This window comes from Ancylobacter sp. G4_0304 (genome assembly GCF_047501495.1).
In the GTDB taxonomy this organism is placed as follows: Bacteria; Pseudomonadota; Alphaproteobacteria; order Rhizobiales; family Xanthobacteraceae; genus Ancylobacter.
Genome location: NZ_JAZDRM010000010.1, coordinates 82,849 through 107,255, shown reverse-complemented (window position 1 = coordinate 107,255; position 24,407 = coordinate 82,849). Strand labels below are relative to the sequence as shown.

General features: G+C 69.3%; 30 protein-coding genes. 11 read left to right on the top strand and 19 right to left on the bottom strand.

Translation table 11 applies throughout. The features are described from left to right. Positions 1–6: 6 nt before the first annotated feature. From VRZ77_RS08080 to VRZ77_RS08065, 4 genes are all read left to right on the top strand, one after another. The gene (locus VRZ77_RS08080) at positions 7–267 is read left to right on the top strand and encodes a hypothetical protein (protein ID WP_414592168.1); all 261 of its coding nucleotides are present in this window, start codon (positions 7–9) and stop codon (positions 265–267) included. A gap of 283 nt (positions 268–550) precedes the next feature. Next, complete coding sequence (locus VRZ77_RS08075; RefSeq protein ID WP_414592167.1) at positions 551–1,486, top strand: GNAT family N-acetyltransferase; 936 nt, start codon at positions 551–553, stop codon at positions 1,484–1,486. A 143-nt stretch (positions 1,487–1,629) separates the two neighbouring features. Next, positions 1,630–2,052 carry an Hsp20 family protein gene (locus VRZ77_RS08070; protein ID WP_414592153.1) on the top strand — a complete coding sequence of 141 codons (423 nt, stop codon included), beginning with the start codon at positions 1,630–1,632 and terminating at the stop codon, positions 2,050–2,052. Positions 2,053–2,098: 46 nt separating this feature from the next. After that, complete coding sequence (locus VRZ77_RS08065) at positions 2,099–2,389, top strand: DUF1150 family protein (protein ID WP_414592152.1); 291 nt, start codon at positions 2,099–2,101, stop codon at positions 2,387–2,389. 82 nt (positions 2,390–2,471) lie between these two features. Here the strand turns inward: VRZ77_RS08065 and gshB are convergent, their stop codons facing one another. The 3 genes from gshB to rsmI form a co-directional block, all read right to left on the bottom strand. After that, a complete protein-coding gene (gene gshB, locus VRZ77_RS08060) occupies positions 2,472–3,410 on the bottom strand; it encodes a glutathione synthase (RefSeq protein ID WP_414592151.1) in 939 nt (312 codons plus the stop codon). 84 nt (positions 3,411–3,494) lie between these two features. Continuing rightward, positions 3,495–3,881 carry a YraN family protein gene (locus tag VRZ77_RS08055; protein ID WP_414592150.1) on the bottom strand — a complete coding sequence of 129 codons (387 nt, stop codon included), beginning with the start codon at positions 3,879–3,881 and terminating at the stop codon, positions 3,495–3,497. Then, on the bottom strand, positions 3,859–4,776 hold the full coding sequence (rsmI, locus tag VRZ77_RS08050) for a 16S rRNA (cytidine(1402)-2'-O)-methyltransferase (protein ID WP_414592149.1): 918 nt from the start codon (positions 4,774–4,776) through the stop codon (positions 3,859–3,861). The genes VRZ77_RS08055 and rsmI overlap by 23 nt, the downstream gene beginning before the upstream one ends. 180 nt (positions 4,777–4,956) lie before the next feature. Between rsmI and VRZ77_RS08045 the strand changes: the two genes are divergently transcribed. Beyond that, positions 4,957–6,213, top strand: coding sequence for a penicillin-binding protein activator (locus VRZ77_RS08045; RefSeq protein WP_414592148.1), 1,257 nt, complete (start codon positions 4,957–4,959; stop codon positions 6,211–6,213). Positions 6,214–6,240: 27 nt separating this feature from the next. Here the strand turns inward: VRZ77_RS08045 and hemW are convergent, their stop codons facing one another. From hemW to rph, 3 genes are read right to left on the bottom strand one after another with little or no spacing between them, the layout of a single operon-like run. Then, positions 6,241–7,413: a radical SAM family heme chaperone HemW gene (gene hemW, locus VRZ77_RS08040; protein ID WP_414592147.1), complete on the bottom strand. Its 1,173-nt coding sequence runs from the start codon at positions 7,411–7,413 to the stop codon at positions 6,241–6,243. Next, the gene (rdgB, locus tag VRZ77_RS08035) at positions 7,394–8,056 is read right to left on the bottom strand and encodes an RdgB/HAM1 family non-canonical purine NTP pyrophosphatase (RefSeq protein ID WP_414592146.1); all 663 of its coding nucleotides are present in this window, start codon (positions 8,054–8,056) and stop codon (positions 7,394–7,396) included. Before rdgB ends, hemW begins: the two co-directional genes overlap by 20 nt. 14 nt (positions 8,057–8,070) lie before the next feature. Further along, positions 8,071–8,784 carry a ribonuclease PH gene (gene rph / locus VRZ77_RS08030; protein ID WP_414592145.1) on the bottom strand — a complete coding sequence of 238 codons (714 nt, stop codon included), beginning with the start codon at positions 8,782–8,784 and terminating at the stop codon, positions 8,071–8,073. 128 nt (positions 8,785–8,912) lie between these two features. On the opposite strand from rph, the gene hrcA reads away from it, so the two are divergent. Both hrcA and grpE read left to right on the top strand, forming a co-directional pair. After that, entirely contained in the window at positions 8,913–10,013 is a 1,101-nt protein-coding gene (gene hrcA / locus VRZ77_RS08025) for a heat-inducible transcriptional repressor HrcA (RefSeq protein ID WP_414592144.1), read from the top strand. A gap of 84 nt (positions 10,014–10,097) precedes the next feature. After that, positions 10,098–10,748, top strand: a complete 651-nt coding sequence (grpE, locus tag VRZ77_RS08020) for a nucleotide exchange factor GrpE (protein ID WP_414592143.1) — start codon at positions 10,098–10,100, stop codon at positions 10,746–10,748. Between the two features lie 51 nt (positions 10,749–10,799). Here grpE and VRZ77_RS08015 read toward each other — a convergent pair whose 3' ends face one another. The 9 genes from VRZ77_RS08015 to hisB form a co-directional block, all read right to left on the bottom strand. Beyond that, a complete protein-coding gene (locus VRZ77_RS08015) occupies positions 10,800–11,744 on the bottom strand; it encodes a hypothetical protein (RefSeq protein WP_414592142.1) in 945 nt (314 codons plus the stop codon). 46 nt (positions 11,745–11,790) lie between these two features. Next, a complete protein-coding gene (locus VRZ77_RS08010; RefSeq protein WP_414592141.1) occupies positions 11,791–12,435 on the bottom strand; it encodes an alpha-ketoglutarate-dependent dioxygenase AlkB family protein in 645 nt (214 codons plus the stop codon). A 34-nt stretch (positions 12,436–12,469) separates the two neighbouring features. Continuing rightward, positions 12,470–13,429 (bottom strand): type I pantothenate kinase, encoded by a 960-nt coding sequence (gene coaA / locus VRZ77_RS08005; protein ID WP_414592140.1) that lies wholly within the window; start codon positions 13,427–13,429, stop codon positions 12,470–12,472. Positions 13,430–13,534: 105 nt separating this feature from the next. After that, on the bottom strand, positions 13,535–13,870 hold the full coding sequence (locus VRZ77_RS08000) for a phosphoribosyl-ATP diphosphatase (RefSeq protein ID WP_414592139.1): 336 nt from the start codon (positions 13,868–13,870) through the stop codon (positions 13,535–13,537). 3 nt (positions 13,871–13,873) lie between these two features. Then, positions 13,874–14,671, bottom strand: a complete 798-nt coding sequence (gene hisF / locus VRZ77_RS07995; RefSeq protein ID WP_414592138.1) for an imidazole glycerol phosphate synthase subunit HisF — start codon at positions 14,669–14,671, stop codon at positions 13,874–13,876. Next, positions 14,668–15,417, bottom strand: coding sequence for a 1-(5-phosphoribosyl)-5-[(5-phosphoribosylamino)methylideneamino]imidazole-4-carboxamide isomerase (hisA, locus tag VRZ77_RS07990; protein WP_414592137.1), 750 nt, complete (start codon positions 15,415–15,417; stop codon positions 14,668–14,670). The genes hisF and hisA overlap by 4 nt, the downstream gene beginning before the upstream one ends. Next, positions 15,414–16,091, bottom strand: coding sequence for an imidazole glycerol phosphate synthase subunit HisH (hisH, locus tag VRZ77_RS07985; RefSeq protein ID WP_414592136.1), 678 nt, complete (start codon positions 16,089–16,091; stop codon positions 15,414–15,416). The genes hisA and hisH overlap by 4 nt, the downstream gene beginning before the upstream one ends. Further along, a complete protein-coding gene (locus VRZ77_RS07980; RefSeq protein WP_414592135.1) occupies positions 16,088–16,555 on the bottom strand; it encodes a DUF2628 domain-containing protein in 468 nt (155 codons plus the stop codon). The genes hisH and VRZ77_RS07980 overlap by 4 nt, the downstream gene beginning before the upstream one ends. Before the next feature lie 20 nt (positions 16,556–16,575). Then, a complete protein-coding gene (gene hisB, locus VRZ77_RS07975) occupies positions 16,576–17,169 on the bottom strand; it encodes an imidazoleglycerol-phosphate dehydratase HisB (RefSeq protein WP_414592134.1) in 594 nt (197 codons plus the stop codon). Positions 17,170–17,310: 141 nt separating this feature from the next. Between hisB and VRZ77_RS07970 the strand changes: the two genes are divergently transcribed. Genes VRZ77_RS07970 through hslU form a run of 3 tightly spaced genes read left to right on the top strand, consistent with a single transcriptional unit; the run spans position 17,311 to position 20,456 of the window. Continuing rightward, positions 17,311–18,510, top strand: coding sequence for an MFS transporter (locus VRZ77_RS07970; protein WP_414592133.1), 1,200 nt, complete (start codon positions 17,311–17,313; stop codon positions 18,508–18,510). 53 nt (positions 18,511–18,563) lie between these two features. Further along, positions 18,564–19,109, top strand: a complete 546-nt coding sequence (hslV, locus tag VRZ77_RS07965; protein WP_414592132.1) for an ATP-dependent protease subunit HslV — start codon at positions 18,564–18,566, stop codon at positions 19,107–19,109. A 36-nt stretch (positions 19,110–19,145) separates the two neighbouring features. Then, positions 19,146–20,456, top strand: coding sequence for an ATP-dependent protease ATPase subunit HslU (gene hslU, locus VRZ77_RS07960; protein ID WP_414592131.1), 1,311 nt, complete (start codon positions 19,146–19,148; stop codon positions 20,454–20,456). 47 nt (positions 20,457–20,503) lie between these two features. On the opposite strand, the gene VRZ77_RS07955 is transcribed toward hslU, so the two are convergent. From VRZ77_RS07955 to VRZ77_RS07940, 4 genes are read right to left on the bottom strand one after another with little or no spacing between them, the layout of a single operon-like run. Then, positions 20,504–20,869 carry a helix-turn-helix domain-containing protein gene (locus VRZ77_RS07955; protein WP_414592130.1) on the bottom strand — a complete coding sequence of 122 codons (366 nt, stop codon included), beginning with the start codon at positions 20,867–20,869 and terminating at the stop codon, positions 20,504–20,506. Further along, complete coding sequence (locus VRZ77_RS07950; RefSeq protein ID WP_414592129.1) at positions 20,866–21,483, bottom strand: Smr/MutS family protein; 618 nt, start codon at positions 21,481–21,483, stop codon at positions 20,866–20,868. The genes VRZ77_RS07955 and VRZ77_RS07950 overlap by 4 nt, the downstream gene beginning before the upstream one ends. Continuing rightward, positions 21,483–22,748, bottom strand: coding sequence for a murein transglycosylase A (locus VRZ77_RS07945; RefSeq protein WP_414592128.1), 1,266 nt, complete (start codon positions 22,746–22,748; stop codon positions 21,483–21,485). Before VRZ77_RS07945 ends, VRZ77_RS07950 begins: the two co-directional genes overlap by 1 nt. 12 nt (positions 22,749–22,760) lie before the next feature. Further along, the gene (locus tag VRZ77_RS07940) at positions 22,761–23,486 is read right to left on the bottom strand and encodes a Tim44/TimA family putative adaptor protein (protein WP_414592127.1); all 726 of its coding nucleotides are present in this window, start codon (positions 23,484–23,486) and stop codon (positions 22,761–22,763) included. Between the two features lie 431 nt (positions 23,487–23,917). Here VRZ77_RS07940 and secB point away from each other — a divergent pair, with 431 nt between their 5' ends. Beyond that, the gene (gene secB, locus VRZ77_RS07935) at positions 23,918–24,382 is read left to right on the top strand and encodes a protein-export chaperone SecB (protein ID WP_414592126.1); all 465 of its coding nucleotides are present in this window, start codon (positions 23,918–23,920) and stop codon (positions 24,380–24,382) included. The last annotated feature ends 25 nt before the right edge of the window (positions 24,383–24,407 follow it).

The following is a 24,407-nucleotide window of genomic DNA, read 5'->3' as shown; positions in this document are numbered from 1 at the left end:
GTTCTTCTGCGCCGACCGGGCGGCGGCGGCCTGAAGTTCTTCTGCGCCGCGCCCGATGCCGCCGGAACCGCGCTGCGGGCGAATGCGGCGCGGATCATGCGGCTGTCCGCGCGCGGCTATCACCGCGTGCTGCGGGTGGCGCGCACGCTGGCCAACCTCACGGGAGCCGAATCGGTCGGCCGCGCGCATCTGGCGGACGGATGCAGGAAACCGTCGTCGCGGGCAGGGCAGCCGCCGCTGGAAGACGGCGCCTCCGAAACGGCGTGAGGCCGACGCCCTGCGCGCTTCCGCCAGTTCCGCCACCGCAACCCCGCGTCGCGCCAGCCTCCCGCGTCGCCCTGGCACCGATTGTCACATATCAGTCGGGGAAATGTGATTCCTATCGGCGGGCGGGCTATAGTGCCGGCAGGGTGGAGGCAGGTTGATGACGGATGTGCTTGCCGAGGGCGACAGGGAAAAGACCGCCGCCGTTTCCCCGCTGGCCCAGTTCTTCAAGTCCGCGCTGAAGATGCCGCGCGCGGGCGAGATCGCCGTGCCGCCGCAGGGCTTCATGTCCGCCGCGCTCGATCCGTCGCGTTTCATGCCCGCTCATTTCATGCCCTCCCGCTTCATGCCGGCGCTGCGCTCCTATTCCGGCCTGCGCCACCGCGATCCGGGCGCCGGCCGCGCGCCGGAAAGCCTCGGCCGCATCGGCTCGCTGGAAGTGCGCCTCGCCGTCACCGCCAAGGATGTGCGCCGCGCCCAGCGGCTGCGCTACGAGGTGTTCTATGAGGAGATGTCGGCGATTCCCGCCGCCGCCGCCCGCCTCGCCCGGCGCGATTTCGACGCGTTCGACGGCTTTTGCGACCATCTCCTGGTGGTCGATCATGACGAAATCCGCACCACGGCGCGCGGCAAGAAGCGGCCCAAGGTGGTCGGCACCTATCGCCTGCTGCGGCAGGAGGTGGCGGCGCGCCATGGCGGGTTCTACACCCAAAGCGAATTCGACATCGCCCCGCTGATCGCCCGCCACCCGCATCGCCGCTTCCTGGAGCTTGGCCGCTCCTGCGTGCTGCCCTCCTACCGCAACAAGCGCACGGTGGAGCTGCTCTGGCACGGCATCTGGACCTATGTCCGCCGCCACGGCATCGACGTGATGTTCGGCTGCGCCAGCCTTGAAGGCACCGATCCGCAGGCGCTGGCCCGCCCGCTGGCCTTCCTGCACCATTTCGTGCCGGTCACGCCGGAGTGGCAGGCCGCGGCACTGCCCCGGCACGCACTGTCCATGGACATGCTGCCTCGTGAGGCGGTCGACGCCAAGGCGGCGCTGGGCGAACTGCCCCCGCTCATCAAGGGCTATCTGCGCCTCGGCGCGCAGATCGGCCGAGGCGCGGTGGTGGACCGCCAGTTCGGCACCACCGACGTGCTGATCGTGCTGCCGGTCGAGGCTATCAATCCGCGCTATCTCGGCCATTTCGGCATGAACGGCGAGCGCCACGCCGCCTGAGGCGCCGCGCGTCCCATCGCGCGCGACCGATTCGCGGCCGCACATCTTGCGCAGGCCGCCGGCCTCCCCATATCTGCCGGCAACGGGATGCCCATGACGGGGTCCCATCAACGCAAAGTCGCTTAAAGACAAGGACTTTGGGAATGTCGCGCATACCCTCGCTGTCGAGCCCCTTCCTGCTCGGCTTTGACGAGGTCGAGCGAGCGCTCGACCGGGTCATGAAAGGCTCCGAAGGCTACCCGCCCTATAATGTCGAGCGGATCGCCCTCGCCGGCCAGCCGGAAAGGCTGCGCATCACATTGGCCGTCGCCGGTTTCACCCGCGACCAGCTCGATGTGAGCGTGGAAGAGAACGAGCTCGTCATCCGGGGCCGCCAGATCGACGATACCGAGCGGGTCTTTCTTCACCGGGGCATCGCCGCACGCCAGTTCCAGCGCACCTTCGTGCTGGCCGATGGCATGCGCGTGGTCGGCGCCGATCTGAAGAACGGTTTGCTCTCGGTCGATCTGCTCCGGCCGGAACCGGAACGCGTCGTCCGGCGTATAACCATTGCGACGGACGATTGAGGGATCCCGAAGCCGGTCTCGGCAGCTAGTAAAGGAGTCGCGGACCATGACCAACGAATTCGCCTACAGCAACACGGCCACTTCCGCTGGCGCCGGCCATCCGGCCGTCCTGTCGCCGGAAGCCTTCGCCAATCTCGGCGGCGGGCACATCGCCTATGTGCGCCCCATCCGCTCGGAAGACGCGGCGGAACTCTTCCCGCAGGCGCAGCTGGCGCCGGGCCTGAAGCTGTTCACCCTGCACGCCGCCGACGGCACGCCGATCATGCTGACCGACAGCCGCGAGGCCTGCATCGCCTCGGCCATGCAGAACGAGCTCGCCCCGCTCAGCGTGCACTGAGCTTTCGGGTTCCTGATTCGTCGAAAGGCGCCGTTCCGGCCGGGACGGCGCCTTTTTATTTGTCGCGATGAGCCGCACGGCTTCAGCGCTTGGCCTCGATCGCGTCCCAGACCTTGACCGCAATGTCGGGCCCGCCGAGCCGGCGAATGGCGCGGATGCCGGTCGGGGCGGTGACGTTGATTTCGGTGAGATAGCCGCCGATCACGTCGATACCGGTCAGCAGCAGCCCTTTCTCGCGCAGCGAGGGGCCGAGCCGCTCGCAAATCTCGCGTTCGCGCGCCGAAAGGTCGGTCTCCTTGGCCGCGCCGCCGCGCACCATGTTGGAGCGCAAATCGCCCGCGCTCGGCACCCGGTTCACCGCGCCGGCGAACTGGCCGTCGACCAGAATGATGCGCTTGTCGCCCTCGCTGACGGCGGGCAGGAAGCGCTGGATCACCCAGGGCTCGCGGAACACGGTGGCGAACAGGTCGTAGAGCGAGCCGAAATTCAGGTCGTCACGCGTCAGGCGGAACACCGAGGCACCGCCATGGCCGTAGAGCGGCTTGGCGACGATGTCGCCGTGCTCGTCGCGGAACGCCTTGATCTCGTCGAGGTCGCGCGTGATCAGCGTCGGCGGCATCAGGTCGGGGAATTCCGTGACGAAGATCTTCTCCGGCGCGTTGCGCACCTGCGCAGGGTCGTTCACCACCAGCGTCTTCGGGTGCACGCGCTCCAGCATATGGGTCGCGGTGATGTAGTTCAGGTCGAAGGGCGGGTCCTGGCGCATCAGGATCACGTCGAAGCTGTCGAGCCGCACCCGCTCGCGGGGCTGAAGCGTGAAATGATCGCCCTTGACGTCGCGCACCTCGATGGGCTCGACGGTGGCGAACACCTCGCCGTCTCGCATGGCGAGGCGGTCGGTGGTGTAGTAGCTGAGGCGATGGCCGCGCGCCTGCGCTTCCAGCATCAGCGCGAAGCCGGAATCCCCGGCGATGTTGAGGCGGTCGATCGGGTCGGTCTGTATGGCAACGTTGAGGCTCATCGAGACACGGTTCTCATGAAAGGGTGCCGGGCTGCCGGCTTTCGGCGTCCTGTTTAGACCCTCGCGACCTCAGGCGTCACGCGCTCATTCGGCCTCGAAGGCCCCCGGCAGATGCAGAGCCGGCACGCCCGGCGCGATCAGGATCGCGTCGAGCCGCATGTCGAGCCCGGCAAATTCGGGATGGCCGGCGAGATAGATTTCGGCGGCGGCGGCGATCCGCCGGCGCTGGCGCGGCGAGACCGCTTCCGCCGCCGCATCCAGCCGGGCGCGGGCCTTCACCTCGACGAAGACCAGCAGATCGCCGCGGCGCGCGATCAGGTCGATCTCGCCGCGCGGCGTGCGCACCCGCGTCGCCAGCACGGCAAAGCCTTGCGCCGCCAGCAGCGCGCCGGCCGCCGCCTCGGCGTCGAGCCCGCGCGCGAAGGCGGCGCGGCGGGCCGGGCTCGGCTCAGTCTTCGGGGCCTTCGCCATCGCGTTCCGCCTGTAGCGCCAGCGCCCGCGCATAGACCGCGCGGCGCGGATGACCGGTCGCGGTGGCCACCGCCGCCGCCGCGTCCTTCACCGAGAGTGTGGCGAGCGCGGCGCGTAGCGCGGCATCGATATCGGCCTCGCCGGCCTCCTCGACACGCGGCGGGCCGATCACCAGCACGATCTCGCCCTTGGGCGAGCCGGCCTGCGCATAATGGGCGGCAAGTTCATCGAGCGGGGCGCGGCGCACCTCCTCGAAGGTCTTGGTGAGTTCCCGGCACACCGCGGCGGGACGCGGGCCAAGCACCGCGGCGAGGTCGGCGAGGCTCTCGGGCAGGCGCGGGCCGGTCTCGTAGAGCACCAGCGTCGCCGGCAGGCCCTTCATTTCGGAAATGCGGGTACGCCGCGCCCCGGTCTTCGGCGGCAGGAAGCCCTCGAAGAAGAAGCGGTCGGTCGGCAGGCCGGCGCTCACCAGCGCGGCAAGGCTCGCCGAGGCGCCGGGCACCGGGATCACGCGGAAGCCGCCCTCGATCGCCGCCTCCACCAGCTTGTAGCCGGGATCGGAGACCAGCGGCGTGCCGGCATCCGAGACCAGCGCCAGCGCCGCGCCTTCCTCCAGCCGGGCGACGAGGCGCGGGCGCATGCTCGCGGCGTTGTGGTCGTGATAGGCGACCAGCGGGGTCTCGATGCCGTAGCGGTCCAGCAGGCGGCGGGTCACCCGCGTGTCCTCGCAGGCGATGAGGTCCGCGCCCGCCAGCGTCTCCAGCGCGCGGATCGTCACGTCGCCGAGGTTCCCGATCGGGGTGGCGACAACGTGCAGCCCGGCCATCGCCCGGGGGGCCGGCAGCACATGGCCGGCGAGGCGGAACGAGCGAGGGGCGGCGGGCGGCGGGTTCATGGGCCCGCACCATAGTGCGGCGGGCGCCCGCCGTCATGCCGCGCGGCGCCGGAACGGGTGGATATGTCGCGCTATTCCGCCATGCGCACCGCCGGCAAGCGTGACAGCACGCGCGGGCGCGGCTTAATAAAGGGTTAACGAGCCGTTTCGGAGCGGTGACAGGAGCAGGTGCGCAGGCCGATGAGCGAACCAGACGAGCCGGCACCGGCCGAGCCCGGCAGCGCCCCGCGCACTTCCCGCGAGGCTCGCCAGACCTGCCGCCTCAGCCGTCGCCGCTTTCTGGTGCTCGCCGGCAGCACCGCGCTCACCGCCTGCAGCTCGCTCCCGGAGTCGGCCCCGCCGCAGGCCGCGCTGCCGCCTTCCGAGCCGGAAGCGCCACCGCAGCCGGCCAATGTGCTCGGCACCGGCACGGTGCGGATCGGGCTGATCCTGCCGCTTGGGGCCAGCGGCAATGCCGGCCTTGCCGCGCAATCGCTGCGCAATGCCGCCGAAATGGCGATCGCCGAATTCACCGGCGCCAATATTCAGCTCCTCGTGAAGGATGACGGCGGCACCGCGCCGGGCGCACAGTCGGCGGCGACGCAGGCGATCGACGAGGGCGCGCGGGCGATCATCGGCCCGGTCTTCGCCCATTCGGTGGCCGGCGCCGGCCAGGTCGCGCTGGCGCGCGGGGTGCCGCTGGTCGGCTTCTCCACCGACACCAATGTCGCGCGGCGCGGCGTCTATCTGCTGAGCTTCCTGCCGCAGACCGATGTCGAGCGCGCGGTGCGCTACGCCGCCTCCACCGGCAAGCGCGGCTTCGTCGCGCTGCTGCCGGACAATGCCTATGGCTCGGTGGTGGAAGCGGCCTTCCGCGAGACCGTGCCGCAGGCCGGCGGGCGCATCCTTGCCATCGAGCGCTACGCCACCGGCGGCAACGCCTATGCCGAGGCCGCCCGGCGCCTCGCCCCTTCCGCGATGCAGGCCGATGCGATCTTCCTGCCGGACGCCGCCGATATGGTGCCCCAGCTCGTGCAGGCACTGGCGGCGGCGGGGGTGAACCCGGCGGGCAAGCAGCTGATCGGCACCGGTCTATGGGACGATACCAAGCTGTTCCAGGCGCCCTCGGTCGCGGGCGGCATCTTCGCCGCGCCCGACCCCGCCGGCTTCCGCGCCTTCGCCGAGCGCTACCGCGCGCGCTTCAACCGCGATCCGGTGCGCACGGCGACGCTCGCCCATGACGCGGTGTCGCTGATGGCGGCGCTGGTGAATGCCGGCGGCGAGGCCGGGCTCAACGACACCGCGATACAGAATCCGTCGGGCTTCAGCGGCATTGACGGCATTTTCCGCTTCCGCGACGACGGCACCAACCAGCGCGGCCTCGCCATCATGCAGATCGCCAACGGCCGCGCCGAGATCATCAACCCCGCCCCGCGCAGCTTCGCGCAGGGGATGTAGCCCGGGATGTAGCCCCGGCCTGACGCCTCACGCCGCGAGATCCGCGACGATGGCGTCGAGCACGGGGAAGCCGGCGGGGGTGACGCGCAGGCGCCCGCCCGGCAGTTGCTCCACCATGCCCTCCAGCGCCAGCGCCGCGATCCGCGCGGGGTCGATATCGCGGCCGGCGAGGCGGGCGAAGCGGTGGCGGTCGATGCCCTCATTGAGGCGCAGCCCCATCAGCAGGTACTCGTCGCCCTGCTCGGAGCGGGTCAGCCGCTCGTCGGAAACCGTGCCGTGACCCTCGCGCTCGACGCGACCGGCCCAATCCTCCGGCCCGCGCTCGGTCGAGGTGGCGAAGCGCCCCTCCGGCGTGTCGAGCCTTCCATGGGCGCCGGGGCCGACGCCGGCATATTCGCCGTAGCGCCAGTACAGCAGATTGTGCCGGCTCTCCTGCCCCGGCCGGGCGTGGTTGGAAATCTCATAGGCCGGCAGCCCGGCCGTCGCCGTGGTCTCCTGCGTCGCGTCCCACAGCGCGCGGGCGAGCTCGCCATCGGGCGTCTTCAGCTTGCCGGCGCGGTGAAGGGCCGCAAACGGCGTGCCGTCCTCGATGGTGAGCTGGTAGAGCGAGAGATGGTCGCCGCCCTCGGCGATCGCCCGCAGCAGCTCGGCCCGCCAGGCTTCCGGCGTCTGGTCGGGGCGGGCATAGATCAGATCGAACGACACCCGCTCGAACGCCGCGCGCGCCACCGCCACCGCCGCCAAGGCCTCGTCCGCCGTGTGCATGCGCCCGAGGCTTTTAAGCGAGGCGTCGTCCAATGCCTGCACACCGAGCGACACGCGATTGACGCCGGCGGCCCGATAGCCGGCGAAGCGGGTGGCCTCCACGCTGGTCGGGTTCGCCTCCAGCGTGATTTCCGCGCGGGCGTCGATCGGCCACGCCTCATGGATGGCGTCCAGGATCGCGCCGACGGTCGCCGGCTCCATCAGTGAGGGCGTGCCACCGCCGAAGAACACGCTCTGGGTCCGGCGCTGGCCGTTGCGCGCGCGGGTATGGGCGATCTCGGCGCGGAACGCCGCGACGAAGCGCGCCTGGTCCGGCGGGGCGTGCCGGACATGGGAATTGAAGTCGCAATACGGGCATTTGGCCTTGCAGAACGGCCAATGCACATAAACGCCGAAGCCGGGGTCCGCCGGCGGTTCAGCCGAGGCGGACATCATCGAAGCGGGCCCCGAAACAGGCCTGCGCCAGCGAAATGAAGGCGCGGGCGCGGTGCGACAGGCCGCGGCCGAGCGGCGACAGGCCGTGCTTCTCGGCGCCGGTCATCTCGCCGAAGGTGCGCTCATGGCCGTCGGGCTGGAACATCGGGTCGTAGCCGAAGCCGGCCGGCCCGCGCGGGGGCCACACCAGCGTGCCCCACACCACGCCCTCGAAATCCTCGGCATGGCCGTCCGGCCAGGCGACGCAGAGCGCGGAGATGAAATAGGCGCGGCGCTGGCCGGGGAGATTGGCGTCGGCGTCGCGCAGTTCCTCCTCCACGCGGGTCATCGCCGCCATGAAGTCCTTCTCCGGGCCGGCCCAGCGCGCGGTATAGAGCCCCGGCGCGCCGCCGAGCGCTTCCACGCACAGGCCGGAATCATCGGCGAAGGCCGGCAGGCCGGTGAGCTTGGCCGCCGAGAACGCCTTGATGCGGGCGTTCTCGCCGAAGGTCAGCCCGGTCTCCTCGGGCTCGGGCAGGCCGAGATCGCCGGCCGACACCGCCTCGACGCCATAGGGCGCCAGGAGGCCGCGCATCTCTTCGAGCTTGCCGGCATTGTGGGTGGCGATCACCACCCGGCCTTCGAGGCGCCTGCTCTCAGCCATTTTGGGGCCTTCCCTCACGCAACCGCGAGCTTCTGGAGGTCGACCAGCTTGCCGATGCCCTTGCGGGCGAGGCCGAGCATGGCGTTGAACTCCTCTTCGGTGAAGGGGGTCTTCTCCGCCGTGCCCTGCACCTCGACGAAGCCGCCGGCGCCGGTCATGACGAAGTTCACGTCGGTGTCGGCGTCGGAATCCTCGACATAATCGAGATCGAGCCGGGGCTCGCCCTTGACGATGCCGCAGGAGACGGCGGCGATATGGTCGCGCAGCGGCACGGTGGAGATCATGCCGCGGGTCTTCATCCAGCTCAGGCAGTCATGCAGCGCGATCCACGCGCCGGTGATCGAGGCGGTGCGGGTGCCGCCATCGGCCTGGATCACGTCGCAATCGACGGTGATCTGGCGCTCGCCGAGCTTTTCCAGATCGACCACCGCGCGCAGCGAGCGCCCGATCAGGCGCTGGATTTCCTGGGTGCGGCCGGAAGGCTTGCCGGTGGTCACCTCGCGGCGGGTGCGCTCATGGGTGGCGCGCGGCAGCATGCCGTATTCGGCGGTGACCCAGCCACGGCCCTGCCCCTTGAGCCACGGCGGCAGGCGCTCTTCCAGCGTCGCGGCCACCAGAACATGGGTCTCGCCGAACTTCACGAGGCACGAGCCTTCCGCGTGGCGCAGCACGCCGCGCTCGAAGCTGACGGCTCGCATCTCGTCGGGTGTGCGGCGGGACGGGCGCATGGAACTCTCCTGAACGGTTTGGAGCGCCCTTTTAAGGGCCGGCGGGCAGGCACGCAATGCGCGGCCTTGAACGCGGGCCGGCGAATGCCGATTATTGGGATTCGCCGTTCCTGAGGAATATGTCGCCCATGGCTCTCGATCCGCTGCTGGCTTCCACCGCCCCTTCGCTCGCCCGGCTGGACGAGCGCTCGCGCGAGATCTTCCGGCAGATCGTCGAGACCTATCTGGCGACCGGCGAGCCGGCGGGCTCGCGCAACATCTCGCGCCTCATTCCCATGACGCTGTCGCCGGCCTCGGTGCGCAACGTCATGGCGGACCTCGAAGCCGCTGGGCTGATCTTCGCGCCCCACACCAGCGCCGGCCGGCTGCCCACCGAGCGCGGCCTGCGCTTCTTCGTCGACGCGCTGCTGGAAATCGGCGACGTCTCCGAGGACGAGCGCAATTCGATCGAGGCGCAGGTGCGCGCCGCCGCCCGCGCCCAGACCGTGGAAGGCGTGCTTTCGGAAGCCTCGACCCTGCTGTCCGGCCTGTCGCGCGGCGCCGGCGTCGTGACCACCACCAAGAGCGACACACGGCTCAAGCACATCGAATTCGTGGCGCTCGACCCGACCCGCGCGCTGCTGATCCTGGTCTCCGAGGATGGCGAGGTCGAAAACCGGCTGGTGCCGCTGCCGACCGGGCTTCCGGCCTCCGCGCTGGTCGAGGCCACCAATTTCCTCAATGCCCGCACCCGCGGTCGCACGCTGGCCGAGCTGCGCGCCGAGGTGGAGCGCGTGCTCACCGCCCGCCGTGCCGAGCTCGACGAGATCACCGCCCGCGTGGTCGAGACCGGGCTGGCGAGCTGGTCCGGCGGCGACAAGGCGGAGCGGCGCCTCATCGTGCGCGGCCAGACCCGGCTGCTGCAGGACCTCAAGGCCATCGAGGACCTGGAGCGGGTGCGACTGCTGTTCGACGACCTCGAAGCCAAGCAGGAGGTGGTCGACCTTCTGGGCCGGGCGGAGGACGCGCAGGGGCTGCGCATCTTCATCGGCTCGGAGAACAAGCTGTTCTCGCTCTCGGGCTCCTCCACCATCGTCGCGCCCTATCGCGACGGGCAGGGCCGCGTGGTGGGCGTGCTCGGCGTGATCGGCCCGACCCGGCTGAACTATGCGCGCATCGTGCCCATGGTGGACTTCACCGCGCGGGTGGTGAGCCGCGTCCTGTCGGGCTCCGGCATAGACGCAGCTTGATTTTTGAGCCCCGCACCCGATATGGCAGGCGTTGCGCGGCATACGCACGCGCGACGAAATCTGACGTTCCCGACGAGGTTTTCCATGAGCGACGATACCCGCAACCCGGCGGAAGACCCTGACGCTGCGGCGGAAGCCTCCCTCCAGGAAGGCATCGCCGTCGATCCCGCGCAGGAAGCGGCCACCGAGGCCGCCGACACGGTCGCCGCGCAGTTCGCGGCGGAGAAGGAGCGGCTTGAGGCCGAGGTCGCCGCGTTGAAGGACAAGTTCCTGCGCGCCTTCGCCGAAGCCGACAATGTGCGCCGCCGTGCCGAGCGCGAAGTGGCGGACGCCAAGGTGTACGGCATCACCGGCTTCGCCCGCGACGTGGTGACCGTGGCCGACGATTTCGAGCGCGCGCTCTCCACCATCGACGCCGAGGCGCGCGAGAAGGCCGAAGGCACGCTGAAGACGCTGCTGGAGGGCATCGACCTCACCGCCCGCGCGCTGACGCAGACCCTGAGCAAGCATGGCGTGGCGCGGATCGAGGCGGAAGGCGCCAAGTTCGATCCGAACCTGCACCAGGCGATGTTCGAGGTGCCCAATCCCGAAGTACCCTCGGGCACGGTGGTGCAGGTGATCCAGCCCGGCTACACGATCGGCGGGCGCGTGCTGCGTCCCGCGCTGGTCGGCGTGTCGAAGGGCGGGCCGAAGGCGGCCGCGCCGTCCGAGCCCGGCACCGCCGAGAGCAAGTAAGTCAGCGGGCCGGCGGCGAGACGCCTCGCTGCCGGCTCTGTCGATGAGGCGTTAGCGCATCTGCACCGCGTCGCGCAGGGAGCGCAGGCGGGTAAAGTTCTCCTCGAAGCCTTCCTCCGGCATCACCCCGACCATGCGCAGATAGCTGCCGCGGCCGAAGCTCAGCCATTGCGCCACCTTCACCGGCTTGCCGGTCTGCACCTCGGTGCCCTTGGCGATGATCTCGACGCCGGGCTGGCCGGCGATCCTGAGCGGGCCGCCGCGCTCGGGGCGGATGTCCTTGACGCCGGGAATGCTGGCCAGCGCCCGCTTGGCGAGGCTTTCGCGCTCGTCCTCGCGAATCTCGCCGCGCGCCACGCCGACGATGAAATAGGGCAGCACGTCGCCACCCTTGGCATCGGGGCCGGCCCCGGTCAGCAGCACCGCCGAGCCGCCGAGCACGCGCAGCACCCGGAAGCCGCCGAGATCGGAAATGGTGAAGGGGAGCCGCGCCAGCATTTCCTCCTGGGTCGGCGGCGCGCGGAAGGCGAGGCTTTTCAGCGCCGTCTCGATCGCCTCGTCGGAATAGCGGGCGGCGGACTCCTCGGGGAACTGCACCGTGATCATCGCGGTCTGGCCCTTGCCCTCGGCGAGCATGATCCATTTCTTGAGCGCGATGGCGCCCACGCTCTGGTAGCCGGTGAGCAGCACCGCCTTGTGCCCGTCTGCCAGCTCGATGTCGCGCCGGTCCTCGACCGTCACGCCCTTGGCCTGCAGCGCCTGCGGCTCGAAGGTCTGGAGGATGGTGTCATAGGCGCCGGGCGGCAGTTCGACGATCAGGATCGACGCCTTGGCGGCGCGGTCCTCGAAACCGCCGACGCCGGGAATCTCGGTCATGCCGGCGGGAGGCACGAGGCCGATCGAGCCCTGATTGGGGAACACGGCCTGTGCCGCCGCTGGAAAGCTCAGGCCCAGCAGCAGGAAGATGCCCAAAAGGGCCTTGGCGAAACGGCGCAATCCAGTCTCCTTGAGGCTCTGCGACCGCGGTAGCGGCTCTCCTGCCTTATAACGCGCCCGCCGCCGCGTCATCAGTGCGATGCACGCGACGTAACGTCAGATTGATCCGCCCCGGCTGTTTCAGCAGCGTCGAGGAGCCCGGCAGGATGCGGTCGATGCCGTGAAACGCCAGCCGGCTGGCGCCGGACAGCAGCAGCGCGTCACCCGAGGCGAGGCGGATCGAGCGGGTGGGGTCGTTGCGCTTGGTGCCGCCGATGCGGAACACCGCAGTGTCGCCCAGCGAAAGCGAGAGCACCGGCGCGCCGAACTCCTCCTCGTCGCGGTCCTGGTGCAGCCCCATGCGCGCGCCCTCGCCATACCAGTTGATCAGGCAGGCTTCCGGCGGGGCGGGGCAGGCGGCGAGCTCGTCCCAGGCGCGCAGCAGCACGCGCGGGAAGGGCGGCCACGGCTGGCCGGTCTCGGGATGGAGCGGCTGGTAGCGATAACCCGCCTCATCCGACACCCAGCCCAGCGGCCCGCAATTGGACATGCGCACCGTGAACGGCTTGCCGGTGCGCGGCATGCGCGGGGTGAACAGCGGCGCCTCTGCGAGCAGCGCGCGCAAGTCATCGGCCAGCGCCTGCTGCTGGTCCCGCGACAGCCAGCCCTGCCACCACAGGCAGCCGGGGGCGAGTTCGATCGGGCTGGTCATGGCGCTTTCCCGTTTCCGCCGGCGCCGCGCCGGTTCAGAGCTTCCTCAGCGCCACCGCCTCGACCTCGTGATCGCCGCCCTTGCGCAGGATCAGGTCGGCGCGCTGGCGGGTCGGCAGGATGTTCTCGCGCAGGTTCACCAGGTTGATGGTGCGCCATATGCCGCGCGCCGTGGCGTCGGCCTCATTGTCGGTGATGCCGGAATAGCGATGGAAATAGGCCGCCGGGTCGCGGAAGGCGGTGGCGCGCAGCCGCATGAAGCGCTCGACATACCAGCGCTCCAGTATCGCCTCGTCGGCGTCGATGTAGATCTTGAAGTCGAAGAAATCGGAGACGAAGGGAATGCCCTTGCCATCCTTGGGCGGGCGCGAGGTCTGGAGCACGTTCAGCCCCTCGACGATCAGAATATCGGGCTGGTCGACCTCGACCATCTCGTTGGGCGTCACGTCGTAGTTGAAGTGGCTGTAGACCGGCGCGCGCGCCGGCCGGCGCCCGGCCTTGATGTCGGAGAGGAAATGCAGCAGCGCCGGCAGGTCGTAGCTTTCCGGGAAGCCCTTGCGCTGCATCAGCCCTTCGCTTTCCAGCACCGCATTGGGCAGCAGGAAACCGTCGGTGGTGACGAGGGCGACCTTCGGTGTGTTGGGCCAGCGCGCCAGCAGCGCCTGCAGCACGCGCGAGGTGGTGGACTTACCCACCGCCACCGAGCCGGCGACGCCGATGATGAAGGGCATCTTGCCGCCTTCCTCGGGGCCGAGGAATTTCTGCATGGCGCGGTACAGCTTCTGCGCCGAGCCGACATACATCGACAGCAACCGCGACAGCGGCAGGTAGATATCCTCGATCTCGGCGATGGAGAGCCGATCGTTCAAGCCCTGAAGCCGCGCGACCTCGGCCGGCTGCAAGGGCTGGGGCGTGTCGGCGCGCAGCTTCGCCCATTCCCCGCGCGTGAAATTGCGGAAGGGCGAGAGCCCCATGCTGTCGAGCTTCAGGTCCATCGGCGCTTCCCCAGATCGCTCGCCCGGACATTTAGGCCGCCGGGCATTGGTCGACCATATACCAAATGATGAGCCGGCAAGGAACCAGATCGCGCGACGGGGGTGTCAGCCCTTGGGTCGCGACGCCTTTTCCTCAAGGCCGCTCTGGGCCGTCCGCCGGCCAAGTTCCGCATATATGTCTTCCAGCGGCACGCCGCGCACCTGCAGCAGCACGGCGAGATGGTAGAGAAGATCGGCCGCCTCGGAAACGACCGCTTTGGTATCAGCGGCGACGGCGGCGAGCGCGGTCTCCACCGCCTCCTCGCCGAGCTTCTGCGCGCATTTGGCGACGCCCTTCTCGATGAGGCTACGGGTATAGGAGGCGCCGGCATCGGCCCCGGCGCGCTGCGCCACGATGGCCGCCAGCGCGTCGAAATCGACGCGGGGTTTGCTCTCGCTCATGGGTCAGCCCTCCATTCCGGCGGCGCGCACCGGCAGCCCGGCCTCGGCGAGCCGCCTTTTGGCCTCGCCGATGGTGAAGGTGCCGAAATGGAAGATCGAGGCCGCCAGCACCGCCGAGGCGCCGCCCCGGGCGATGCCGTCGACCAGATGGTCGAGAATGCCGACACCGCCCGAGGCGATCACCGGCACCGGCACGGCGTCGGAAATGGCGCGGGTCAGCGCGAGGTCGAAGCCCTCGCCGGTGCCGTCGCGGTCCATCGAGGTCAAAAGCAGTTCGCCCGCGCCCAGCGCCACCACCTCGCGGGCGAATGCCACCGCGTCGAGGCCGGTGCGCCTGCGCCCGCCATGGGTGAAGATCTCCCAGCGGTCCGGCTCGCCCTCGACGGACACCTTCTTGGCGTCGATGGCGACCACGATGCACTGCTCGCCGAACTTATCCGCCGCCTCGCGCACGAATTCGCGGCGCGCCACCGCGGCGGAGTTGATCGACACCTTGTCGGCGCCGGCGTTCAGCAGCGCGCGGATGTCCTCCACCGTGCGCACGCCCCCACCGACGGTCAGCGGCATGAAGCACTGCTCGGCGGTGCGCGACACCACGTCGATCATGGTGCCGCGATTCTCGTGGGTGGCGGCGATGTCGAGGAAGCACAATTCATCCGCACCGGCCGCGTCATAGGCCTTGGCGGCCTCCACCGGATCGCCGGCATCGCGCAGATCGACGAATTTCACGCCCTTGACGACGCGCCCGTCCTTCACGTCGAGGCACGGGATGACACGGACCTTGAGGTGCGAGGCGCTCATGAGGCGGACGCCTTTCGCTCCATCCCCGCCACCAGCGCCAGCGCGGCATGGGGGTCGAGCCGGCCGTCATAGAGCGCGCGGCCGGTGATGGCGCCTTCCAGCTTGTTCGCGCGCGGCTCCAGCAGGGCCTTCACGTCCTCGATCGAGGCAAGCCCGCCCGAGGCGACAACCGGGATCGAAATCGCCTCGGCCAGCGCGATGGTGGCCTCGAGATTGAGGCCCTTGAGCAGCCCGTCACGCGCGATGTCGGTGTAGATGATGGCGCTCACGCCGGCATCCTCGAAGCGCCGCGCCAGCTCCAGCGCGGTGAGGTCCGAGGTCTCCGCCCAGCCTTCCACCGCGACGCGCCCGTCCTTGGCGTCGAGCCCGACCGCGACGCGGCCGGGGAAGCGGCGCGCCGCTTCCTTCACGAAGGCCGGATCGCGCACCGCCGCCGTGCCGAGGATCACGCGGGTGATGCCCTTCTCCAGCCAGCCTTCCACGCCCGACAGGTCGCGTATGCCGCCGCCGAGCTGCACCGGCATCGACACGGTTTCCAGGATACGCTCCACCGCCTGCGCGTTCACCGGGCGGCCGGCGAAGGCACCGTCGAGATCGACGATGTGCAGGTAGCGGAAGCCCTGCCGCTGGAACTCACCGGCCTGCTGGGCGGGGTCGTGGTTGAACACGGTGGCCTGCGCCATGTCGCCCTGCTTCAGGCGCACGCACATGCCTTCCTTGAGATCGATCGCGGGAAAGAGGATCACGGCGCCCACTTCAGGAAATTGGCGAGAAGGGCGAGGCCGAGGCGCTGGCTCTTCTCGGGATGGAACTGCGTGCCGGCGAGATTGTCGCGCGCCACCATGGCCGTGACCTTGCCGCCGTAATCGGCGGTGGCCACCACGTCCTGCGACCGCCGCGCGGCCAGATGATAGGAATGGACGAAATAGGCATCGAGCCCGCCCGCGCCGGTGGGAATTCCGTCGAGCAGCGGGTGGGCGCGATGCGCCTCGAGCGAATTCCATCCCATATGGGGAATCTTGAGCCCGGCCTCGTCCGGCTCCAGCTTCACCACATCGCCCTCGATCCAGCCGAGGCCCGTGGTGACGCCATGCTCCAGCCCGCGCGAGGCCATGAGCTGGAGACCGACGCAGATGCCGAGAAACGGCCGCCCCTCGCCGATCACCGCCTCGGTCAGTGCCTCGACCATGCCGGGCACCGTGTCGAGCCCGCGCCGGCAATCGGCATAGGCGCCGACGCCCGGCAGCACGATGCGGTCGGCGCGGCGCACGGCATCCGGGTCGGCGGTGACGACGACCGGACGGTTGGTGCCACCTTCGCGCGCGGCGCGCTCCAGCGCCTTGCCGGCCGAGTGCAGATTGCCCGAGCCATAATCGATCAGGACGACCGAGTTATCGCGGCTCGCATTGTTACGGCTCATCGGCCCATCGCCTCCGGAAACAGGCCGAGCACCGCGCGGGAGGGCGCGCGCAGCATCGAGGAGGAGGACGCGGGAACGCCGCCGGCCTCTCCGTCGAAGAAGCGCTGCTCGGCGGCGTCCAGCGTCGGGGCGATCAGCGCGCCGAGTTCCTCATAGCCGCGCGCTACCAGCTTGGCACGGCGCAGCGCCGGCAGCTCGAACGCCACCACCAGATGCGCAAAGGTATAGAGCACGTCGCCGGCATCGCCGAGATCGAGCTGATGGATCGCGAAAGCCAGCGCGCCCTGAAACGCCGCATAGAACAGCAGCGCCAGCCACAGCCGGTGGCGCAGCAGCACCAGCGGCGCGAACAGCAGCGCGCTCCAGGAGAATTTCTCACGCACCAGCACCACCCGCTCGGCCCATTGCGAGCCGGCAAGCGCGCCGTCGCCCTCGTCGGGCACGAAAACGGTCCACACCGCCATGGTTCACACGTCCTTCAGGCTCAGCCGCCGAGGCTGCCCTTGGTGGAAGGGATTTCCCCCGCCGCCGCCGGATCGATCGCCACCGCCGCCCGCAGCGCGCGGGCGAGGCCCTTGAAGCAGCTCTCCGCTATATGGTGCGCATTGGCGCCGTACAGCGTCTCGACGTGCAAGGTGAGCCCGGCATTGATGGCGAAGGCCTGAAAGAACTCGCGCACCAGCTCGGTGTCGAACTCGCCGATCTTCGCGACCGCGAACTCGGTGCGGAACACCAGGAACGGCCGGCCGGAAATGTCGAGCGCGACGCGGGTCAGCGTCTCGTCCATCGGCAAATGGAGGCTGGCATAGCGGGTGACGCCGCGCATGTCGCCGAGCGCGGTCTTCACCGCCTGGCCGAGCGCGATGCCGACATCCTCCACCGTGTGGTGGAAGTCGATATGGGTGTCGCCCTTCGCGGTGATGTCCATGTCGATGCGCGAATGGCGCGCCAGCAGGTCGAGCATATGGTCGAAGAAGCCGACGCCGGTCGCGATGGTCCCCTTGCCCGTGCCGTCGAGGTTCACGGAAAGGCGGATATCGGTTTCCTTGGTGGCGCGGGTGATGCTGGCCGTGCGCATGGCTTATGAATCCTGGGCGGATAGGGCTCCCGGAAAGAGCCGGCGTCTTAGCAGCATTGTGACGCAGATGCCATATCGGGGATAAGCTCGCGACGCCCGCTTAGCCGACAAGGCTGATTGCCACCTCACGACGGAGTGCCGATGGACCTCGCCACGCTTCGCGCCCGCTTTCCGCTGTTTCTGGCGGTGTTCATCGACATCCTGTCCTTCGGACTGATGTATCCGCTTATCGTCGCCCTGTTCGCGAGCCCCTGGATCGTCACGGCCTACGGGCCGGCAACCCGCGACCTGCTGCTATCGCTCGCCTTTGCGCTGTTTCCCATCGGCATGTTCTTCGGCTCGTCGCTGCTCGGCGACCTGTCCGACGGGTTGGGACGGCGGCGGACGCTGATGATCTGCATGGCCGGCCTTGCCTCGGGCTATGCGCTGATGTGGGGCGCGCTGGAGATCGGCCATCTCTGGCTGTTCTTCGCCGGCCGGCTGGGTTGCGGTTTGATGGCCGGTACCGCGCCGATCGCGCAGGCCTGCGTGGTCGATGCCGCCCCGGCGGACCAGCGAAGCGCCGCCATGGCGCAGGTGGTGCTGGTCAACACGCTCGGCATGGTGGCCGGCCCGGCGATTGGCGGGGTGCTCGGTCATTGGAGCTTCCGGCTGCCGCTGATCGTCGCGATGGCCCTGTGCGTCGTCACGCTGGTGGCGCTGTCGCAGGCGCAGTTCGCCGGCGACACGGCGCGCCGCCAGATCCGGCTCGACTGGAAACAGCCCTTTCGGCTGCTCGCGCGCCTTGCGGAGCGGCCCGCGGTGTGGAAGCCGGGCGCCGCGTTCTTCCTGTTCCAGCTCGGCTTCCTGATCTACTACACCTTCATCCTCATCGAGATGCAGCGTTCCTATGGCTACAGCACGGCCGATCTCGGCCTGTTCTCCATGGTGATGGGCATTGGCTGCGCCCTCTCATCCGCGGTCGGTTACCGGCTGGTGCGGACGTGCTTTGCCAGCGACAAGCCGGTGACGCTGATCGGACTGGCGGGCTGCGGTCTGGTGCTGGTCGCCAGCGGCCTACCCCTGCCGGGCTGGGGGCAGGTGACGCTGGCGCTGCTCTCGACCATGACCAACATTCTCGCTTTCATCACCTTGCTTGCGGCGATCTCCTCGGCGGTGGACGAGAGCGAGCGCGGCTGGGCGCTCGGCATCGCCAATGCCGGTGTCGCGCTGTCCGTCTTCGCCGCCGGCCTGCTCACGGGCCTGCTGGTGGCGGTGCCCGCCGACGTGTTCCTGATCCTGGGTGGCGTGCTGGTGCTGGGCGCCCTTGTGCCGACGTTGTTGTGGCGCCCGATGCCGTGATGTTGCATCGGGGCAACGGCTTCCTAAGTATGGGCTCTGTACCGGAGTCCCTCATGAACCATTCCCCCGACACCATTTACGGCACCACCATCGTCTCCGTGCGCGAGGGTGGCCGCGTCACCATTGGCGGCGACGGCCAGGTGACGCTCGGCGCCACGGTGATGAAGTCCAATGCCCGCAAGGTGCGCCGTCTCGGACGCGGCGACGTCATTGGTGGCTTCGCCGGCGCCACCGCCGACGCCTTCACCCTGTTCGAGCGGCTGGAAGCCAAGCTGGAGCAGTATCCCGGCCAGCTCCAGCGCGCCGCGGTCGAGCTCGCCAAGGACTGGCGCACCGATCGCTATCTGCGCCGGCTGGAGGCGATGATGATCGTCGCCGACGCCAATATCACGCTCGTCCTCACCGGCACCGGCGACGTGCTGGAGCCGGAGAACGGCATCGCGGCCATCGGCTCGGGCGGCTCCTATGCGCTCGCCGCCGCCCGCGCGCTGGCGGATTCCGGCAAGAGCCCGGAAGAGATCGTGCGCAAGAGCCTCGCCATCGCCGCCGACATCTGCATCTACACCAACCAGAACGTGGTCGTGGAATCGATCGGCTGATCCCGCCCGGTCGCCTCCCCGCGTGAAAGAACCCGCATGACCAATTTCTCGCCCCGTGAAATCGTCTCCGAACTCGACCGCTACATCGTCGGCCAGCACAAGGCCAAGCGCGCGGTGGCGATCGCCCTGCGCAACCGCTGGCGGCGCCAGCAGCTCGAAGGCCATCTGCGCGAGGAGGTTCTGCCCAAGAACATCCTGATGATCGGCCCCACCGGCGTCGGCAAGACCGAGATTTCCCGCCGCCTCGCCAAGCTGGCGGGCGCGCCCTTCCTCAAGGTCGAGGCCACCAAGTTCACCGAGGTCGGCTATGTCGGCCGCGACGTCGAGCAGATCGTGCGCGACCTCGTGGAGATCGGCATCGGGCTGGTGCGGGAAGTCCGCCGCAAGGATGTCGAGGCCAAGGCGCATCTCGCCGCCGAGGAGCGCGTGCTCGATGCGCTGGTCGGCGCCACCGCCTCGCCCGGCACCCGCGAGAGCTTCCGCAAGAAGCTCCGCGACGGGCTGCTCGACGACAAGGAGGTCGAGGTCGAGATTTCGTCCGGCGGTGGTCAGGGCATGCCGATGTTCGAGATTCCCGGCATGCCGGGCGCGCATATGGGCGCGGTGAACATTGGCGACATGCTCGGCAAGGCGTTTGGCGGCCGCTCACGCCCGCGCCGCGTCACCGTCAAGGAAGCCCATCCGCTTTTGCTGTCGGAAGAGGCCGACAAGCTGATCGACCAGGAAGCCACCGTTCAGGAGGCGATCCGCGCGGTCGAGGAGCACGGCATCGTGTTCCTCGACGAGATCGACAAGATCGCCGGTTCCGAGCGCCGCGGCGGCGCCGATGTGTCACGCGAGGGCGTGCAGCGCGACCTGCTGCCGCTGATCGAGGGCACCACCGTCTCCACCAAGCACGGCCCGGTGAAGACCGACCACATCCTGTTCATCGCCTCGGGCGCGTTCCATGTCTCCAAGCCGTCGGACCTGCTGCCGGAACTTCAGGGCCGCCTGCCGATCCGCGTCGAGCTGGAAGCGCTGACCCGCGAGGATTTCAAGCGTATCCTCACCGAGACCGAGGCGAGCCTGGTCAAGCAGTCGGTGGCGCTGATGGGCACGGAGGGCGTGACGCTGGATGTCACCGAGGACGCGGTTGAGGCGATCGCGGACATCGCGGTGCAGGTCAATGCCACGGTGGAGAACATCGGGGCGCGGCGGCTGCAGACGGTGATCGAGCGCGTGCTCGATGACCTGTCCTTCACCGCCACCGACCGCGCTGGCGAGATCGTGACGATCGACGGCGCCTATGTGCGCGACCGGGTGAAGGACCTCGCCAGCAACACCGATCTGAGCCGCTTCATCCTTTGATTCGGCTACGGAACGACGGGCCCGGTTTCACGTGAAACCGGTTGCTGTCATCCCGGCCGGCTGAGGATCTTCAGCCGGCCCAACAGCTCCGCCACCGCCTCGGGCGGGAGGCTTGCGATCTCGCGGGCCAGCAGATTGGCGAGTTCGGTGGCTTCCGGCGACAGGCCGGCGGTGTCCACCACCACGCGCGGGTCGGACATCTCCGCCAGCAGGCGCAGCGCCTCCGCCTCGTCCCAGATCACGTTGAAATAGGCCATGATACGCTGGAGCATCAGCCAGGTCGGCTGGCCGCGCTTGCCGTGCTCCAGCGCCGAGAGATAGGCGGCCGAGACGCCGATCTGCTCGGCCATCTGCGAGAGCGTCACCCCGCGCTCGGCGCGCATCTCGCGCATGCGGCGGCCGAACGGGGTCATCGCCCGTCCCCCCTTATCCGGCGCACCCGGACGTAAAGCGCACCCTCGCCGCCATGGCCGCGCGCAGCGGTCTCGAAGCCGATCACGATCCCGCGCATCTCCGGCGCCGACAGCCATTGCGGCACCAGACGTCGCAGCACGCCGCGGCCTTCGCCATGGAACAGCATGCCGCCCTCCGCGCCGGACGAGCCCTTTCCGGTGATCACCAGCACCAGCGAATGCCCCGCGCCCTGCGCCCCGCGCAGGAAGGCGTTGAGCCGGGCATGGGCCGAGGCCTGGGTCAGCCCGTGGAGATCGAGCCGGGCATCGACCTCCGCCCCGCGCGACAGGCGGCGCCGGGTCTTCGGCTCCAGCGGTGCCAGCGGAGGGGGCGACGGCGCCTTAGGCGGCGGAGCGGGCTTCACCGGCGCCACCTTCGCGGGTTTGGCGCGCTTTTCCGGCGCAGCCACTTCCGGAGCCGCGGCCTCTTCAATCACCGGGGCGGCCGGGCGACGCTTGGGAGCAGGGCGCATCTCGCGCACCGAGCGGGTCACATGCTCCCAGAGCAGCTTCTCATCCGCCCGCAATGGGCGGCGACGGCGCGAGCCGGCTGGTTTCTCGTCGCCCTCCGACATCATTCCGCTCCCGGAATATTCGGACGCGGCATAGGAAGCGGCGCGCGGTGGCGCGTGAAGTCCAGCGCCTTGGGCAGCAGGATCGCGAAGCGGCCGGGATGGCGGATGCGCCCGGCAATCGAGCCGGCCTCATCGCCGGCACCAAAGAAGATGTCGGCCCGCGCCGGCCCGATGATCGCCGAGCCGGTATCCTGCGCGACGGTGAGCCGCCGGAACGGCTCGATCGCCCCGTCCGCGCCGGTCGGCAACTCGGCATCGAGATAGAACGGCGTGCCGTAGACATGCAGCAACCGGTCGACGGCGATGGACCGTCCCGCCGTCAGCGGCAGGCCCTGCGCGCCCACCGCGCCGTCATCGGGCCCAAGGTTACGGACCTCGCGGAAGAAGATGTAGGAGCGGTTCTGCCGCATCAGCTCGCGCCCCTCCTCAGGGTGCTCGGCGATATAGGCGCGGATCGCGTCCATCGACATCTTCTCGCGCGGCACCAGCCCGCGCTCGACCAGCAGCCGGCCGATCGGGGTGTAGCGCTGGCCGTTATGGCCATCATAGTTCAGCCGCAACACGCCGCCATCGGGCAGGCGGACCCTGAGCGAGCCCTGAATATGGGCGAAGAACGCGTCCGCCGGATCGCGGATCCAGGCGATCTCCAGCCCCTTTTCCTTCAGCGCGCCGTCCTCGATCGCAGCACGGTCGTAATAGGGCACCAGCGCATCGCCCTCGCGCCGAAATGCCTCGCCCTTGTTGGCGGGCGGGCCGTCGGGCGGCGGGGCGCGCAGCACCAGGTCCTTCGGCCGGGCGTAGAGCGGGGTGGCGTAGATGTCGGAGCGGGTGCGCGAGCCGTCGACTTCCGGCTCGTAATAGCCGGTGAGAAACCCCTCCGGCTCGCCGATCGCCGAAATGAAGAAGGGGCGGAAATGCCGTTCGAAAAACGCCCGCGCCCGCGATTGTGAGGGATGGCGTGGCAGGGATGCCGCCTGCGCGCACACGCCGCGCAGCGCGGCGAACATCGGGCGCGGCGGGTTGGCCGTGTCGGCGCCGCGTTGCAGGACCCGGCAGCTCCGGCGGAAGGCGGCGAGCGCGGGGCGCGGATCGTCCGCGCTCCAGCCGTCGAGCGCGGCAAAGCTGGTCGGCTCCAGCACGGCCTGGGAAAACAGCGGGGCGGGCAGCGCGCGCAGCGGACGATGCCCGGTGGCGAAGGCCCCGGGCGCCGCGATCAGTCCCGCTAGAAGGCCGGACGCAAGAAGGGTGACGAGATGAGCGCGCACCTCGTCATGTTCTCACGAAGCAGCTTCGGTGGCGACCAGCTTCCAGTTCGGATCGCGGGCGCCGATGTCGCGGGCAAACGTCCACACATCGGTGACGTCGACCACCTGCTCGGCATCGCCGTCGATCACCGCGCCGGCCTTGTCGCGCGTCACCGAGATCAGCTGCGAGACGAAGCGCAGCGTGATCTGCGCGGTGCGCCCGCGCACCAGCGCCTCGATGATGTCCGCCTTCTGGATGCCGACAAACCGCGTCTCCATCTTCTCGCCGCGCGATTCGCGCTCGGCGATGGCGGCGTTGAAGCCGTCATAGACATCCTTGGCCAGCAGGTTCTTCAGCGTGGCGCGGTCGCCCTCGGCGAAGGCGACGACGATCATCTCATAGGCGCCGCGCGCGCCTTCCAGGAAGTGCTTGGCATCGAAGCCGCGCTCCTGCGCGGCGATGGCGTCGAGCCCATTGGCCACCGCCGAGCCAACCTCGGCGATGCCAGCCCAGCGCGCCGGCGCCGGCTCGCCCGCCTCGACGGGTTCCACCAGCTCGGGCACATTCGCCGTCTCAGCCTTTCCGGGGAAGTTCACCACCTTGTCGGGCGCGCCGGCCGGGGCATTGGCGGCGTCGCGGCGCGAATAGGGGTCGTAAGGCGGCCGCTCGCGCCCGGTGCGCTGTCCGAGCACGCTGCGCAGCCGTATGAAGATGAACACGGCCAAGGCCAGGAAGATGATCGTATAAATATCGAACACGTTGTTCTTGCCGCTGCTCGTCACCCCCGGGGGCGCCGGGAATGCTCGGTGTCTGGTGGGGCCGCCCTTCGTCCGGCGCGGACGAAAACGCGGGCCATGAATGCCTATGTACGACGTTTAGCCGATTTGGCCAGTGCTGCCGTGCCGCTAGGTCACATCCAAGCACGCAAGAGTGACCTTGCCAGTGTCCTTGGCGGTGGCCTTTGGGCGGCCGTTCATTGTGACACTAGTGCAAGCGGGCACCCCGCGGCAACGGGACGTGCCGCCACGGGCGCGGCGTCGAGACCGCCTGCCGCCTTGTGAGCGGTCGGCAACCGTGTTAGCGACACGCGCCCTTTGCTTGAAAAGACCGACCGCGGCGGAGTTGACCGACCCGGCGGCACATGCGCCGGCGCGCCCGCGCCGACCAAGGCGCTCCACGGAGATTTGAGATGGCCGAGACCGAAAACACCACTGCGATGCCCACGCTGCAGGTCCTGACCCAGTACATCAAGGACCTGTCCTTCGAGAATCCCGGCGCGCCGGAATCGCTCGCCGGCGGCGGTCAGCCTCAGATCGGCATCCAGATCAATGTCGGCGCCAAGCCGGTGCGCGAATCCGAATTCGAGGTCGAGCTGAAGATCGAGGCCAAGGCCGAGCTCGCCGGCAAGACCCTGTTCGCGCTGGAACTCTCCTATGCCGGCATCTTCCGCGCCCAGAACGTGGCCCAGGAAACCGTGCACCCGTTCATCATGATCGAGTGCCCGCGCATGCTGTTCCCGTTCGCCCGCCAGATCGTGGCCGACACGGTGCGCAATGGCGGCTTCCCGCCGCTGATGATCGATCCGGTGGATTTCGTGACGCTGTATCGCCAGCGCATGGCCAAGACCCAGCCGAGCAACGTGCTCGCTTCCTGAGGCCCAAACGTCTCGCGGCTGGCGG